This is a genomic window from Pseudonocardia sp. DR1-2 (genome assembly GCF_023717215.1).
GTDB lineage: Bacteria > Actinomycetota > Actinomycetes > Mycobacteriales > Pseudonocardiaceae > Pseudonocardia > Pseudonocardia alni.
In genome coordinates, this window is record NZ_JAMQOF010000015.1 from 15623 (window position 1) to 30023 (window position 14401).

Genomic DNA, 14401 nt, shown 5'->3' on the forward strand with positions numbered 1-14401 from the left:
CGGGCGGCACACGCCGCCCGCCCGATCGCGAGATCCCCGGTGAGCTGTCGACCGGGAGCGGACGGTCGTGTCGTCGTCGCAGGTTCTGCTCACGGGGGTACGGGATCGAGCGAACGGCCCAGCCGAGGAGATACCCCCTCCCACACAGGGGGGCCAGCCGGACTGTGCCGACGCCGGTCACTCGATGTAGTGGACCCATGACAACAGTCGACGCGGCCCCCGCCCCCACGAGGAGCGGGCCCCCACCCGTCCTGGACGGGAAGCGCCCGCCGGGAGAGATGTTCCTGGTGGGGCTGTTCGTCGTCCTGCCGACCCTGGCGCTGCTCGCGGCCGTCCCGCTCGCCTGGAGTGTGGGCTTCCTCGGCTGGACCGACGTCGTGCTGGCGTTCGTCCTCTACTACGTGAGCTGCCTCGGCGTCACGGTCGGGTTCCACCGGTACTTCACCCACGGCGCGTTCAAGGCGAAGCGCCCGCTGCGGATCGCGCTGGCGATCGCGGGCAGCCTGTCGCTGCAGGGCAGCGTGCTCGACTGGGTCGGTGACCACCGCCGGCACCACGCGTTCTCCGACAAGGAGGGCGACCCGCACTCGCCGTGGCTCTACGGCACCGGCCCGACGGCGCTGGTCAAGGGCTTCTGGCACGCCCACCTGGGCTGGCTGTTCCAGCGCGACCTGACCAACATGAAGCGGTTCGCCCCGGACCTTCTCACCGACCGCGACATCGCCCGCGTCGACAAGGCGTTCCCGCTGATCGTCGTCGCGAGCCTGCTCGGCCCGGCACTGCTCGGCGGTCTCATCACGATGTCCTGGTGGGGTGCGCTGACCGCGCTGTTCTGGGCGGGCTTCGTCCGCGTCGCGGTGCTGCACCACGTCACCTGGTCGATCAACTCGATCTGCCACATCTGGGGCGAGCGCCCGTTCGCGGCGCGTGACCGGTCCGCCAACGTCTGGTGGCTGGCCCTGCTGTCCTGCGGCGAGTCGTGGCACAACCTGCACCACGCCGACCCGACCTGCGCCCGGCACGGCGTGAAGAAGGGACAGATCGACATCTCCGCCGTGGTCATCCGCGGTTTCGAGAAGGCGGGCTGGGCGACGAACGTCCGCTGGCCCACCACCCGTCGCCTGGAGCGCCTCGCGGCGAAGTGACGACCGGCGGCGACGCCGACGGTGGCCCCGTCGGCGTCGTCGCGTGCGAGGATCGCGGTGTGGCCACGACCTTCGCACTGATCTACACCTACACCGACGACACGGAGCTCCGGGACGCCACGCGTCCGGCCCACCGTGACTACCTGCGCCCCTTCGCCGAGGACGGGACGATGCTCGTCGCCGGCGCCTGGGCCCCGGGTGAGGACCCGGGCGGCCTGCTGATCTTCCGCGTCGAGGACCGGGCCGCGGTGCAGGCGATCGTCGACGCGGACCCGTTCTCCACGGCCGGCGTCGTCGCCCGCGCCGAGATCCGCGAGTGGGCGCCGCCGCTGGGCCCGCTGGCCGGGGCGCTGACCGGGCAGGCGTAGGCACCCTTCCCCCGCACCACGACGGCGGACGGCCCGGGACCACCCTCCCGGGCCGTCCGCCGTCGGTGTTCCCCGCCCCGGTCGGGCAGGAAATCTTGACAACTGTCCAGATTCCCGCCACGGTCGTCGCTGTCCGCAACGGTGCAGATCCGGGGAGCCGCGATGTCGCTGACCTTCTACCTCGACAAGGGCGCCTCCCTCGATCCCGCGGCCCCCTGCCTGACCCTCGACGGCACGTCGCTGTCCTACGGCGACGTCGTCGATCTCTCGCACGCCGTCGCGCGGGCGCTGCGACGCTCCGGCGTCGCGCCGGGGGACAAGGTCGGCATCCTCTCGGCGAACGACCCGACCGCGTTCTCCTGCGTGTTCGGCATCGCCCGCGCCGGCGCGGTGTGGTGCCCGATCAACCCGCGGAACGCGGCGGGCGAGACCGCCGAGCTGCTCGACCTGTTCGACTGCACCACGCTGATCTACCAGCCCTCCTTCGACGGCCTGGTCGCCGAGATCGCCCCGGCCCTCCCGCAGCTGACCACCCTGGTGCGCCTCGGCGACCCGGGCCCGGACGGCCGGGCCGAGGCCTTCGACGCCTGGCTCGACGCCGCCCGCGACGACCCCTCCGCCGAGGCGGCACCGCCCGACGAGATCGTGGCGCTGGTCGGCACCGGCGGCACCACCGGGCGTCCCAAGGGCGTGCTGCTGACCGACCGCAACGTCGAGACGATGTCGGCGATCACGCTGATGAGCTACCCGTTCGACGAGCGGCCGGTCTACCTCGCGCTGGCGCCGCTGACCCACGCCGCGGGCGTCCTGTGCTTCCCGGTGATGGCCCGCGGCGGCGAGGTCGTGATCATGGCGAAGCCCGACGTCGGCCGGTTCCTGGAGCTGATCGAGGCGCACCGGGTGACGCACACGTTCCTGCCGCCGACGTTGATCTACATGGTGCTCGGCCACGAGGCGCTCGACGCGACGGATCTGTCGTCGCTGCAGTGCTTCTGGTACGGCGCGGCCCCGATGTCGGTGGCCCGGCTGACCGAGGCGCTGGACCGGATCGGGCCGATGGCGCAGCTGTTCGGCCAGTCCGAGGCCCCCATGATGATCTCGACGATGTCGCCCGCCGAGCACCGTCGCGCCGACGGTAGCGTCGCCACCGAACGGCTGGCCTCGGCCGGGCGGCCGTCGCCGCTGGTCACCGTCGCGATCCTGGACCAGCAGGGGAACCCGGTCCCGCGGGGTGAGCGCGGCGAGATCTGCGTCCGCGGCTCGCTGGTGATGGCCGGCTACCACCGCAACCCCGAGGCCACCGCGGAGGTGTCCGCGCACGGCTGGCACCACACCGGCGACATCGGCCTGCTCGACGACGACGGCTTCCTGCACATCGTCGACCGGGCCAAGGACATGGTCATCTCCGGCGGCTTCAACGTGTACTCCGCCGAGGTGGAGCAGGCACTGATGGCGCACGACGCCGTCCGGGACTGCGCGGTGGTCGGCCTGCCCGACGAGAAGTGGGGCGAACGGGTGACCGCGGTGGTCCAGCCCCAGCCCGGTGCCGAGATCGACACCGAGGAACTGGTCGCGTTCGTCAAGGCGCGCATCGGTTCCGTGAAGGCCCCCAAGCAGGTCGAGCTCTGGGCCGATCTTCCGCGCTCGACTGTGGGTAAAGTTCTGAAGAACGAGATCAGGGTCACACTCTCCCGTTAGCGACACTGTCATGCCGCAAGGAGGCAGCATCACATGAAGCTCGCTCTGTACCTCCCCAACTTCCGCGACCTCGTCACGGTCAAGGAGCTGGAGGACCTCACCGCGCTCGCCGAGGACCTGGACTTCGACTCGGTCTGGACGCTCGACCGGATCGTCGTCCCGGAGAAGTCCGACCGCCAGGAGCTGCAGTACTCCTTCGGCATGATGGACGGTCTGCCGAACGCCCTGCCGGTGTCCTCGCGCGGCAAGTGGTTCCAGGGCTACCCGCTGATCCCGTGGCTCGCCGCCAAGACCACCAAGGTCCGCATCGGGATGAGCATCATCGACACGCCGTTCCGCTCGCCCGGCGTCCTCGCCGCGGAGCTGGCGACCATCGACCACCTCTCCGGCGGCCGGCTGAACGTCGGCGTCGGCTCCGGCTGGATGCCCGAGGAGTTCGCCGCGGCGAGCGCCGCGCACATCTTCCCGAAGCGCCACAAGCACGTGCGCGAGTCGATCGAGATCATGCAGGGGGTCTGGGACAAGAGCGCCGACCACTACGAGTTCCACGGCGAGTTCGCCGACTTCGAGGCGTGCGGCTTCGGGCACAAGCCGCTGCAGGACCCGCGCCCGCCGATCTTCATGAGCGGCCTCAAGGACCCGCTGCGCTCGGCGCGCCGGATCACCAAGTACGACCTCGACGGCTGGATCGGCATCCAGGACTCGCCCGAGGGCCTCGCCAAGTGGATCACCGCCATCGACGAGCAGTTCGAGGAGATCGGCAGCCCGAAGCGGGCCAAGGACCTCGAGATCTGCTCGATGATCTGGACGGTCATCACCGACGAGGAGGTCGACCAGACCGTCAACGGCGTCGCGTCGAACCTGCTGGTGGGCACCGAGAAGCAGCTCACCGACCGGCTCAAGGCGTACAAGGAGGCGGGCATGACCATGCCGCTGATCTGGCCGCCGTTCGCCGACGTCCCGGTGTCCAAGACGCTCGACGACCTCAAGCGGATCAAGAACGACATCATGCCGAAGGTGCTCGCCTCCTGACACGGACGAGCCGGTGGCGGGCCCGACCCCCGATGGGCGGGCCCGCCGCCGCACGGCACGAGAGGTGACCGGCATGGCCGACGACGTCCTCTGGACCCCGCCCGCGGAACGCGTCGAGCGGTCCGCGCTGCGCGCCTACCTCGACTGGCTGGCCGAGCGGGAGGGCCGTCCGTTCGAGGACCACGACGCCCTGCACGCGTGGTCGGTCGCCGACGTCGACCGGTTCTGGCGTTCGGTCGTCGACCACTACGACGTCGCGTTCTCGACGCCGTGGGAGCAGGTCCGCACCGCGGACGCCATGCCGCACACCCGGTGGTTCACCGGGGCCCGGCTGAACTGGGCCGAGCACGCGCTGCGCCGCGGCGCCGACGACGACCCCGCCCTGGTGTGCGTGCAGGAGGGCGGTGCGCCCGCCCGGGAGATCACCCGCGGCGCGCTCCGCCGGTCGGTCGCGGCCGCCGCCGGCTGGCTGCGCCGGGCCGGGGTGCGCCCCGGGGACCGGGTCTGCGCCTACCTGCCCAACACCGAGCACGCCGTGATCGGGCTGCTGGCCGCGGCCGCGGTCGGCGCGGTCTGGTCGTGCTGCTCACCGGACTTCGGCGCCGAGGGCACCATCGGCCGGCTCGCCCAGCTCGAACCGACCGTGCTCGTCGTCGCCGACGGCTACCACTGGAACGGCCGGGAGGTCGACCGCGCCGACGTCGTCGCGCGGCTGCGGGCCGAGCTGCCGACCGTGCGCCACGTCGTGGCCGTCCCCTACGTGTTCGACCGGCCCGCCCCCGAGGGCACGACGCCGTGGGACGAGCTGCTCGCCGTCGACGCCGAGCCGGAGTTCACGCAGGTCGAGTTCTCGCACCCGCTGTGGGTGCTGTTCACCTCCGGCACCACCGGCCTGCCGAAGGGCCTCGTGCACGGCCACGGCGGCATCACCCTCGAGGGCCTGAAGTGGTCCGGGCTGTACTGCGGCCTGCGGGCCGGCGAGCGCATGTTCACCTACACCTCCACCGGCTGGGCGCTGTGGAACATGCAGCTCGGGGCGCTCACCCAGGGCGCGAGCATCGTGCTCTACGAGGGCAGCCCCGGCCACCCGCCGGGCGCGGTCTGGGAGGTCGCCGCCCGGACCGGTGCCGACGTCGTCCTGATGGGGGCGGCGGTCGTCACCGCGACGGCGAACACCGGGGTGTCCCCGCGCGCCGAGCACGACCTGTCCCGGCTGCGGCACGTCATGGTCAGCGGCTCGGCGCTGCCGCCCGCCGGCTACGACTGGCTGTACTCCCACGTCAGCCCGGACATGCGGATCGACTCGACCAGCGGCGGCACCGACGTCTCCGGCTCGTTCGTCGGGGCGAACGAGTACTCCCCGGTCCGGGCCGGGCGGATCGGCGGCCGGCTCGCGGGCGTGGACTGCGCCGCCTGGGACTCCGACGGCGAGCCGGTCGTCGACGAGGTCGGCGACCTGGTGGTCCTCCAGCCGATGCCGTCGATGCCGGTGCACCTGTGGAACGACCCGGACGCCGAGCGCTACACCGACTCCTACTTCGACACCTGGCCCGGCGTGTGGCGGCACGGGGACTGGGTGACCCTGCACGCCGACGGCAGCGTCTCCATCCACGGCCGCTCGGACTCCACGCTCAACCGGCAGGGCGTCCGGCTGGGCAGCGGCGACTTCTACGACGTCCTCGACACGATGGAGGAGATCGACGAGGCGCTGGTCGTCGGCGTCGACCTCCCCGACGGCGGGTACTGGCTGGGCCTGTTCGTCGTCCCCGCGGAGGGTCACACCCTCGACGACGACCTGCGGGCCACGATCGTGTCCACCCTGCGGTCCCGGCTGACGCCGCGGCACGTCCCGGACGAGATCGTCGAGGCTCCCGCGGTGCCGCACACGCTGAGCGGGAAGCGGCTGGAGGTGCCGATCAAGAAGCTGATGGCGGGCCGTCCGCTGGAGAAGGCCGCGAACATCGCCTCGGTCGACGACCCGGACGCGCTGCGCTGGTACGCCCGGTTCGCCGCGGACCGGCGGGCGTAGCGGTGCGGCTGGGCGCGACGCTCGTGCACCTGTCCGACGCGCCGCCCTACCCGGTCGCCGGGTGGGCCCGGCGACTCGCCGGTGCCGGTTTCGCGCACCTGTGGGCGCCGGAGATCATCGGCCGTGGACGGCTGGTGCCCGACCCGTTCGTCGCTCTGGCCGTCGCGGCCGGGGCCACCGACGGCGTCGGCCTGTCGACGGGCACGGTGCAGGTCCCGCTGCACCACCCGGCAGAACTGGCCCACCGGATGCTGTCGCTGCAGGCGGTCTGCGGGGACCGGCTCGCGCTCGGGGTGAGCCCCGGCTCGACCCGCGACGACTACGCCGCCCTCGACCGGGACCACCGGACCCGTTTCCGGACCTTCGACGAGAACGTGGTCCGGCTGCGTGAGCTGCTGGAACGCGGCGGCGACGCCGACGCCCGGCTCGCGGACGCCCCCACCGCCCGGCCGCCGCTGCTGCTCGGGTCGTGGGGCGCGAACGTCGAGAAGGCCGCCCGGTCCTTCGACGGCTGGCTCGCCTCCGGCTACCGCACCACGCCGGACGAGATGGTGGACGCCCTCGACCGCTACCGGGCGGCCGGGGGTGGGGGCGGTCGCGCGGTCGCCTACGCCCTCCCGGTGCCCGCGGGCGCCGACCTCGGCCGCCTGCGGGACGACCTGGCCCGCTACGCCGACGCGGGCTTCGACGACGCCGTCGTGGTCATCGGGCCGGGCGGCCCGGACCCCGACGGGGTCCGGGCGCTGCTGCCGTAGCCCGGTCTCAGCCGCGCTCGACGTGAGCGCGCACCGAGCCGCCGTCGTCGGAGAGCCAGCCCTTGCCGCGGGCGTGGCCGAGCATGCCCGCGAGGTCGTCCTCCCAGCCGGGGCCGACCCGGCCCGCCGCCAGCCTGCGGACCGCGTCCACGCGCACCAGGACGTGCCCGCCGCCGTCGGCGACCTCGCCGAGCCCGGTGCTGCGCACGGTGTCGGCGAGCGTGTCCTCGCTCAGGTCCGCGGGGGCGACGACATGGAAGGCCCGCACGTCATCCGGGTCGACGAGCTCGACGTCGCCGGGGGTGATCCGGAAGTACATGCACCGAGGCTAGCCCGCGGCGTGGCGCGGTGGACGGTGTCGCGTCGCCGGATCCGGCTCAGCCCGCGAGCTTCCCGGCGACGGTCACCACGCGGGTGGCGAGGTGGTCCAGCGCCGCGTTGTCGGCCTCACCGAGCGGGGCGTCGTTGTCCGCCCCGGTCACGTGCGAGGCGCCGTAGGGGTTGCCGTCGACGAACTTGGTCGGGTCGGTGTACCCGGGCGCGACGACGATCCCGCCGAAGTGGTGGATCGTGTTGTACAGCGCGAGCAGCGTGGACTCCTGGCCGCCGTGCAGGGTCTGGCTGGCGGTGAACCCGGCGTAGACCTTGTCGGCGAGCAGGCCCTGGCCCCACTGCGGGCCGAGCGAGTCGATGAAGGTCTTCAGCTGTCCGGCGATGTTGCCGTAGCGGGTGGGCGAGCCGAACAGGACCGCGTCGGCCCACACGATGTCGTCGGCGGTCGCGGCGGTGACCTCCGGGGCGGCCTCGGCGTGCGCGGCCTGCGCGTCGGTGGCCTCGCGCTCGCCGGTGGTCGCCTCGCGGGCGACGCGGCGCAGGCGCACCTCGGCGCCGGCCTTCTCACCGGCCTGCGCGGCCCGGTGGGCCATCGCGTCGACGGTGCCGGTGGCGGAGTAGTAGACGATGGCGAGCTTGACGGTGCTCATGGTTCCTCCGGTGGACGTGCGGGGAGGAGCCCGGTACGGCGCTGGACCCGGCTCGGTACCTCCGTCGCGTTCCCGGTGGGGGCGACCGGCATGCGTCCCGGTCGCCCCCGTCACTCCGTCGCCGGACTCAGCCCTTCGAGCCGCCGAACGCGTCCTTCACGTTGCCCGCGGCGTCCTTCAGCTTCTCGCCGGCGTCCTTCAGCGACGCCTTCGACTGCTCGGCCTTGCCCTCGGCCTGGAGCTCCCGGTCGCCGGTGGCCGCGCCGGCCTTCTCCTTGGCGACGCCCACGGCGTTCTCGGCCTTGTTCTTGACCTTGTCGGTGAACGACACGACTGCCTCCTCGATGGACTGGTCGTAGGAGGATGCGCGCCCCGCCGTCCTCACGCGGACGTGACACACGTCACTCAGGAGGCGATGCGGTCCACCCGGCCGGGCACCGGGCCGATCCGGCCCCGTCCGTCGGTCCGGTGCAGCGCGGCGACGGCGGCGAGGTCGGCCCCGTCGAGGGTGAACCCGGCGAGATCGCGGTTGGCGGCGATGCGCCCCGCGTCGTCGGACTTCGGGACGGCGACGGTGCCCTGCTGCAGGTGCCAGCGCAGGACCACCTGGGCGGGGGTGACGCCGTGCCGGTCGGCGATCCGGGCCAGGACCGGCTCGCCGAGGACCGCGCCGCGGCCCAGCGGGCTCCAGGCGCCGGTGACGATGCCCAGCGAGGCGTGCACCGCGCGCAGCTCCGGCTGCTGGTGGTGCGGGTGCAGCTCGACCTGGTTGAGCGCCGGGAGCCGACCGCCGAGCGAGCGGAGCCTGCGCAGGTGCGAGGGCCGGAAGTTCGACACCCCGACCGCGCGGGTGCGGCCGTCGGCGAGCAGCTGCTCCATCGCCTCCCAGGTCGACAGGCAGTGCCCGAGGTCGTCGTTGGGCCAGTGCACGAGCAGCAGGTCGACGTGGTCGAGCCCCAGCCGGTCCAGGCTGCGCCGTGCCGCGCCCAGCGCGTCGGGGCGGTCGCCGTCGACGTTCCAGACCTTGGTGGTCACGAACAGCTCGGAGCGGGGCAGGCCGGACCCGGCCAGCGCGGCGCCGACGCCGGTCTCGTTCTCGTAGACGGCGGCGGTGTCGATGCTGCGGTATCCCTGCGCGAGCGCCTCGGCGACGGCGGCGCGGGCGTCGCGGGACTCGGACACGCCGAACCCGAGACGGGGCATGGCGACGCCGCCGTCCAGGAGCACGGTGTCGTCGGGGTGGGTGGTCACCGGGAGGGTCCTCTCGACTGCGGGTGGCGACGGCGGCGTCGGAGGTGGTCACCCCGTCCAGCGTCCGGCCCGGCGCCGGTGTTCCCCGCGGTGGGCGGCCTCACGGCCCGTCCGGGGCCGCCACGCGCTCGTCGATCCGGGCCTGGATGCCCGCGTCGGAGCAGAACCCGCGACCGTGCCGCTTGAGGCAGAGCAGCCCGCGCAGCCGGCCGGCGTCGTCGACGACGGCGACCCGCCGCCGCCCGGCGTCGGCCATCGCCGCCCAGGCCGATGCCAGGTCGTCACCGGCGTAGGCCACCCGCCCGACGAGCGTCCCCAGGGGCGCGGCGGGCTCGTCCGGTCCGGCCCCGGTCAGGTCGGCCCGGTCGACCACGGCGAGCAGCCGCCCCGCGTCGAGGACCAGCAGCGAGTGCACCTTGGGCCGCTCGAACGCCGCCCACGCCTGCGCGACGGTCGTCGCCGGTCCACAGGTTTTGGGGAAGGTGTGCATGGCCGCGGCCACGCGCACCCCGTCCGGTGCGGTGCTCGGTGCGGTGCTCATCGCGTCCCTCCCCTCTCCACGCGGGTTACCCGGCCTCACTCCGGCCGGAACACGGCGAGTGCCGTGGCCAGCATCGAGTAGTACCCGGTCAGCCACACCAGCGCCGCGAGGGTGTCCCGGCCCAGCGCCCGCAGCGCGGTGGCGTAGGCGCCGTCGCCCAGGTCGTGCCGGGTGAGCAGGGCCCGCACGGTGGTCAGCGCGACCCGCTCGGCCTCGTCGAGGCCGTCGGGGACGCCGCCGTCGAGCAGGGCCTGCAGCTGCGCCCCGGACAGCCCGGTGTCGCGGGCGAGGCCCTCGTGCGCGGACCACTCGAAGGCCGACCCGTGGTGCACGGCGACGGCGAGAACGGCCAGCTCGCGCAGCCGGGGCGGGAGGTCGTCGTCGGTGCGCAGGGCCGCGCCGACCTGCTGCACGGCGTCGCCGATGCGCGGGGAGAACAGCATCGTCGCGAACGGGCCGAGCAGGCGGCCGGCGTCGTCGACCAGCGGGACCCGGGCCTGCGCTCCGCGCGGGCCGGTCGCGATGCGGGCGTGCAGCGCGGCGCGCTCGGGGTCCAGCCCGGCCGGGTCCGACGGCGCGGTCCGCGGGTGGACCGGCGGTCGGGGCCTGCCGCGCAGGTCGGCGGGCGTCGTGGCGTCGCTGGTCGTCACCGGTCCAGGTTACGGACGCCGGCGGCGGGCCCCGGGGGTGACGCCGATCTCCTGGGCGATCCGTCCAGGTGGACCGGCACCACGGCCGGGTGACCTGCCGCCGGTGTGCAGCTCGTGATGGGCCGGTTGCGCAGATAGCGGGATCAGCGGTGTCCTCGCTGCACACCAGCGAGGCGATGGAGGCGCGGGATGGCTCTGCCCGAGTGGGACGGCGAACTGACCTCGGTCCGGTACGACCGGGGGACGGGCGCGTGGTTCGTGATCGGGGTGCACTCGACCCGTCTCGGCCCGGCGTCGGGCGGGACCCGCGCGATGGTCTACCCCTCGCCCGGCGACGCCGTCGCCGACGCCCGCCGCCTCGCCGGGGCGATGACGCTGAAGATGGCCGTCGCGGGCCTGCCGATGGGCGGCGGCAAGTCGGTGATCGCGCTCCCGGCGCCGCGCGCCGAGCTCGGCGAGGCGACCTGGCGCCGCATCCTCGAGGTCCACGCGGCCAACCTGGAGCTGCTCGGCGGGAACTACACCACCGGCCCGGACGTCGGGACCTGCTCGGCCGACATGGACGTGCTCGCCGGTCTGACCCCGCACGTGTTCGGCCGCTCGGTCGCGGCGGGCGGGCCCGGCTCGTCCGGCCCGATGACCGCCCTCGGGGTGTTCGCCGCGATCCGCGCGGGAGTCGCGGAGGCCGGGTTCGACGGCGTCGACGGGCTGCGGGTGCTGGTCCAGGGGCTCGGCGCGGTCGGCGCCGACGTCGCCCGGCTCGCCGCCGACGCCGGGGCCAAGCTGATCGTCACCGACGTCGACCCGGCCCGCTGCGCCGCGGTCGCCGACGAGCTGGGCGCCGAGGTGGTCGACACCGGCGCGGTGACCACCCGCGAGTGCGACGTGCTGGTCCCGTGCGCCACCGGCGGTCTGATCACCGCCGAGGTCGCCGAGACCCTCCCCACCGCGGTCGTCGCGGGCGCGGCGAACAACCTGCTCGCCGACCCGTACGCGGCCGAGGTCCTGCGCCGGCGCGGCATCGTCCACGCCCCGGACTTCGTCGCCAACGCCGGCGGCGCCATCCACCTGGTCGGCCGCGAGGTCCTCGGCTGGGGCGCCGACGCCGTCGCCGGCCGGACCCGCGCGATCGGCGACACCCTGACCGGCGTCTTCGCCGACGCCCGCACGCACGGCACCACCACGGTCACCGCGGCGCAGGACCTGGCCGCCCGCACACTGACGGGAGAGCACTGATGGACATCCTCACCGACTCCGAGAAGCTCGCCGACCTCGACGCCGCCGCCCTGCGACGCCTGGTCGGCCTCGTCTCCCACGACGACTCCGCCGACCCGTTCCCGGTCACCGGCTGGGACGCCGTGGTGTGGGCGGTCGGCAACGCCACCCAGGCCGCGCAGCTCTACCAGGTCGTCTACGGCATGGAGCTCGTCGCGTACTCCGGGCCGGAGACCGGCAACCGCGACCACCACTCCTACGTGCTGCGCTCGGGCGCGGTCCGGTTCGAGCTGCGTGGCGCCGTCGACCCGGACAGCCCGGTCGCCGACCACCACCGCCGGCACGGCGACGGCATCGTCGACATCGCCCTCGAGGTCCCCGATGTCGACCGCTGCATCGCCCACGCCCGCGCCCAGGGGGCCACCGTGCTGGTCGAGCCGCACGACACGACCGACGAGCACGGCACCGTGCGCTCCGCCGCGATCGCCACCTACGGCGACACCCGGCACACCCTGGTCGACCGGTCCCGCTACACCGGCCCGTACCTGCCCGGCCACGTCGCCCGCAGCTCCTCGGTGGACCGGCCCGCGGACGCGCCGCGCCGGCTGTTCCAGGCGCTCGACCACGTCGTCGGGAACGTCGAGTACGGCCGCATGGACTCCTGGGTGGACTTCTACCACCGGATCATGGGCTTCACGAACATGGCCGAGTTCATCGGCGACGACATCGCCACCGACTACTCGGCGCTGATGAGCAAGGTCGTCGCGTCGGGCAACCACCGGGTGAAGTTCCCGCTCAACGAGCCCAGCCCCGGCCGTCGGAAGTCCCAGATCGACGAGTACCTGGACTTCCACCGCGGCCCCGGTGCCCAGCACCTCGCGCTCGCGACGAACGACATCCTCACCACCGTCGACGTGCTGCGTTCGCGCGGCGTGGAGTTCCTCGACACCCCGGACGCCTACTACTCCGACCCGGAGCTGCGGGCCCGGATCGGGACGGTGCGGGTGCCGATCGCCGAGCTGGCGTCCCGCGGGATCCTCGTCGACCGCGACGAGGACGGCTACCTGCTGCAGATCTTCACCAAGCCGGTCGGGGACCGGCCCACGGTGTTCTTCGAGCTCATCGAGCGGCACGGCTCGCTCGGCTTCGGCAAGGGCAACTTCAAGGCGTTGTTCGAGGCGATCGAGCGGGAGCAGGAGCGCCGCGGCAACGTCTGACCGGTGCGTGTCCGGCCGGGTCAGTCCCGGATCCGCCGCCAGGGGCGGTCGGCCTCGATGGCGTACGCCAGCTCCAGCAGCGTCCGTTCGTCGCCGACCGTGCCCTCCAGGTGCACCCCCACCGGCAGCCCGCCGGCCGTCGCCCCGGCGGGCAGCGCGACGGCGGGCGCCCCGGCGACGTTGGCCAACGGGGTGAACGCCACGTAGTCGAGCAGCCGGGCGGTGAGCTGCTCGATCGGCACCGTCGGCGCGAGCCACCCGATCTCCGGCGGGGTGTGCGCGAGCACCGGGGAGAGCAGCACGTCGTGCCGGGTGAACAGCTCGGCGTGGGTGGCCGCGACCCGGCGCAGGCGGTGCAGGAACACCGGGGTGCGGGCCAGCGCGCGACGGTAGTGGTCGGCCAGGCCGTGGGTCAGGCCGTCGAGGCGGTGCGGGTCGAAGGTGCGCCCGTGCAGCAGCCGGCCGCCGGTGACCACGGAGAACGCGAGCAGCCCCCAGTAGTCGAGGAAGTCGTCGACGAACCGGGTCCCCACCCCGCTGACGGCCTCGGACACCTCGTGGCCCTGCTTGGCGAGCAGCTCGGCGACGGCGGTGACGGTCTCGCGGGTGTCGGCGTCGACGGCCGCGCCGGTGGGGGACTCCAGCAGCAGCCCGACCCGCAGGCGTCGCCGGGCGGGGCCCTCGACCAGGCCCAGCGGTGGCAGCGCCGGGTTGCGGCGCCCGCGGTCGGCGGCGCCGAGGAACACCGCGGTGTCGCGGACCGAGCGGGACACCACGCCGTCGGCGACGAGGTCGATCGGCATCCGGGCGCCGGTCGCGTTCGGCGCGAGCCGCCCGCGCGACGGCTTGAGCCCGACCAGCCCGCAGGCCGCGGCCGGGATGCGGATCGAGCCGCCGCCGTCGTTGGCGTGGGCCAGCGGCACCACGCCGGCGGCCACGAGCGCGGCCGCCCCGCCCGAGGACGCGCCGGCCGAGAAGCGCGGGTCCCACGGGTTGCGGGTCGGCTCGGCGTCGGCGAACTCGGTGGAGGCGTTCAGCCCGTACTCCGGCATCCGGGTCGTGCCCACCAGGTCCAGCCCGGCCGCGAGCAGCTGCCGGGTCACCTCGGCGTGCTCGCGCGACGGGGCGGGGACGAACGCCCGGGTGCCGTGGCCCGTGGGCCAGCCCCGCACCTCGACGTTGTCCTTGACCAGCGTCGGCACCCCGGCCAGCGGGCCGCCGGCGTCGCCGGTGACGGGGTCGGCGGTGCGGTCCAGGGCGAGGCCGTGCAGGTGCGGCTCGACCCGGGCGGCGCGCGCGGCGACGGCGGCGCGCAGCTCGGCGGGCGCGACCTCACGGCGGCGCAGCCGCTCGGCGAGGGCGACGGCGTCGTCGTCGCCCAGGGCGTCGTCGGTGAACGCGTGCACGCGTCGGTCCATGTCGGACGATCCTGCACCCCGCCCGCCCGCGCACGACCGGGGACCCGGCCGGGCGCGGGTAGTGTCGCCTCCGTCACCACGGTCACGGAAGGTGTGCGC

15 protein-coding genes are annotated in these 14401 nt (G+C 74.1%); 8 read left to right on the plus strand and 7 right to left on the minus strand.

The genetic code is table 11. The features are described 5' to 3' along the window. Positions 1-197: 197 nt before the first annotated feature. From ND486_RS28385 to ND486_RS28410, 6 genes are all read left to right on the plus strand, one after another. Positions 198-1145, plus strand: a complete 948-nt coding sequence (locus ND486_RS28385) for an acyl-CoA desaturase (protein ID WP_251787380.1) — start codon at positions 198-200, stop codon at positions 1143-1145. Positions 1146-1204: 59 nt separating this feature from the next. Beyond that, complete coding sequence (locus ND486_RS28390) at positions 1205-1513, plus strand: YciI family protein (RefSeq protein WP_251787381.1); 309 nt, start codon at positions 1205-1207, stop codon at positions 1511-1513. A gap of 162 nt (positions 1514-1675) precedes the next feature. Continuing rightward, the gene (locus ND486_RS28395; RefSeq protein WP_251787382.1) at positions 1676-3211 is read left to right on the plus strand and encodes a long-chain fatty acid--CoA ligase; all 1536 of its coding nucleotides are present in this window, start codon (positions 1676-1678) and stop codon (positions 3209-3211) included. Positions 3212-3244: 33 nt separating this feature from the next. Then, entirely contained in the window at positions 3245-4243 is a 999-nt protein-coding gene (locus ND486_RS28400; protein ID WP_208822968.1) for an LLM class flavin-dependent oxidoreductase, read from the plus strand. Positions 4244-4316: 73 nt separating this feature from the next. After that, positions 4317-6272 (plus strand): acetoacetate--CoA ligase, encoded by a 1956-nt coding sequence (locus tag ND486_RS28405; RefSeq protein WP_251787383.1) that lies wholly within the window; start codon positions 4317-4319, stop codon positions 6270-6272. Positions 6273-6274: 2 nt separating this feature from the next. Beyond that, positions 6275-7027, plus strand: coding sequence for an LLM class flavin-dependent oxidoreductase (locus ND486_RS28410; RefSeq protein ID WP_251787384.1), 753 nt, complete (start codon positions 6275-6277; stop codon positions 7025-7027). A gap of 7 nt (positions 7028-7034) precedes the next feature. On the opposite strand, the gene ND486_RS28415 is transcribed toward ND486_RS28410, so the two are convergent. The 6 genes from ND486_RS28415 to ND486_RS28440 all read right to left on the minus strand — a co-directional run bounded on the left by ND486_RS28415 (position 7035) and on the right by ND486_RS28440 (position 10452). Further along, on the minus strand, positions 7035-7346 hold the full coding sequence (locus tag ND486_RS28415; protein ID WP_251787385.1) for a hypothetical protein: 312 nt from the start codon (positions 7344-7346) through the stop codon (positions 7035-7037). Positions 7347-7404: 58 nt separating this feature from the next. After that, a complete protein-coding gene (locus tag ND486_RS28420) occupies positions 7405-8010 on the minus strand; it encodes an NAD(P)H-dependent oxidoreductase (protein WP_062398374.1) in 606 nt (201 codons plus the stop codon). Positions 8011-8137: 127 nt separating this feature from the next. Beyond that, positions 8138-8341, minus strand: coding sequence for a CsbD family protein (locus ND486_RS28425; RefSeq protein ID WP_208822960.1), 204 nt, complete (start codon positions 8339-8341; stop codon positions 8138-8140). A 74-nt stretch (positions 8342-8415) separates the two neighbouring features. Further along, positions 8416-9261 (minus strand): aldo/keto reductase, encoded by an 846-nt coding sequence (locus ND486_RS28430; RefSeq protein ID WP_251787386.1) that lies wholly within the window; start codon positions 9259-9261, stop codon positions 8416-8418. Positions 9262-9361: 100 nt separating this feature from the next. Then, the gene (locus ND486_RS28435) at positions 9362-9802 is read right to left on the minus strand and encodes a CBS domain-containing protein (RefSeq protein WP_251787387.1); all 441 of its coding nucleotides are present in this window, start codon (positions 9800-9802) and stop codon (positions 9362-9364) included. Positions 9803-9837: 35 nt separating this feature from the next. Continuing rightward, complete coding sequence (locus ND486_RS28440; RefSeq protein WP_251787388.1) at positions 9838-10452, minus strand: carboxymuconolactone decarboxylase family protein; 615 nt, start codon at positions 10450-10452, stop codon at positions 9838-9840. Positions 10453-10641: 189 nt separating this feature from the next. On the opposite strand from ND486_RS28440, the gene ND486_RS28445 reads away from it, so the two are divergent. Together ND486_RS28445 and hppD are read left to right on the plus strand one after the other, a co-directional pair. Next, entirely contained in the window at positions 10642-11688 is a 1047-nt protein-coding gene (locus ND486_RS28445) for a Glu/Leu/Phe/Val dehydrogenase dimerization domain-containing protein (protein ID WP_251787389.1), read from the plus strand. Beyond that, positions 11688-12884, plus strand: a complete 1197-nt coding sequence (gene hppD, locus ND486_RS28450; RefSeq protein ID WP_251787390.1) for a 4-hydroxyphenylpyruvate dioxygenase — start codon at positions 11688-11690, stop codon at positions 12882-12884. Before ND486_RS28445 ends, hppD begins: the two co-directional genes overlap by 1 nt. Before the next feature lie 20 nt (positions 12885-12904). Here hppD and ND486_RS28455 read toward each other — a convergent pair whose 3' ends face one another. Further along, positions 12905-14302: an amidase gene (locus ND486_RS28455; protein WP_251787391.1), complete on the minus strand. Its 1398-nt coding sequence runs from the start codon at positions 14300-14302 to the stop codon at positions 12905-12907. Between the last annotated feature and the right edge of the window lie 99 nt (positions 14303-14401).

Coding starts and splice junctions, on each gene's coding strand:
- ND486_RS28400 (WP_208822968.1), top strand. CDS start 3,245: ATGAAGCTCGCTCTGTACCTCCCCAACTTCCGCGACCTCGTCACGGTC.
- hppD (WP_251787390.1), top strand. CDS start 11,688: ATGGACATCCTCACCGACTCCGAGAAGCTCGCCGACCTCGACGCCGCC.
- ND486_RS28395 (WP_251787382.1), top strand. CDS start 1,676: ATGTCGCTGACCTTCTACCTCGACAAGGGCGCCTCCCTCGATCCCGCG.
- ND486_RS28445 (WP_251787389.1), top strand. CDS start 10,642: ATGGCTCTGCCCGAGTGGGACGGCGAACTGACCTCGGTCCGGTACGAC.
- ND486_RS28385 (WP_251787380.1), top strand. CDS start 198: ATGACAACAGTCGACGCGGCCCCCGCCCCCACGAGGAGCGGGCCCCCA.
- ND486_RS28420 (WP_062398374.1), bottom strand. CDS start 8,010: ATGAGCACCGTCAAGCTCGCCATCGTCTACTACTCCGCCACCGGCACC.
- ND486_RS28415 (WP_251787385.1), bottom strand. CDS start 7,346: ATGTACTTCCGGATCACCCCCGGCGACGTCGAGCTCGTCGACCCGGAT.
- ND486_RS28435 (WP_251787387.1), bottom strand. CDS start 9,802: ATGAGCACCGCACCGAGCACCGCACCGGACGGGGTGCGCGTGGCCGCG.
- ND486_RS28405 (WP_251787383.1), top strand. CDS start 4,317: ATGGCCGACGACGTCCTCTGGACCCCGCCCGCGGAACGCGTCGAGCGG.
- ND486_RS28455 (WP_251787391.1), bottom strand. CDS start 14,302: ATGGACCGACGCGTGCACGCGTTCACCGACGACGCCCTGGGCGACGAC.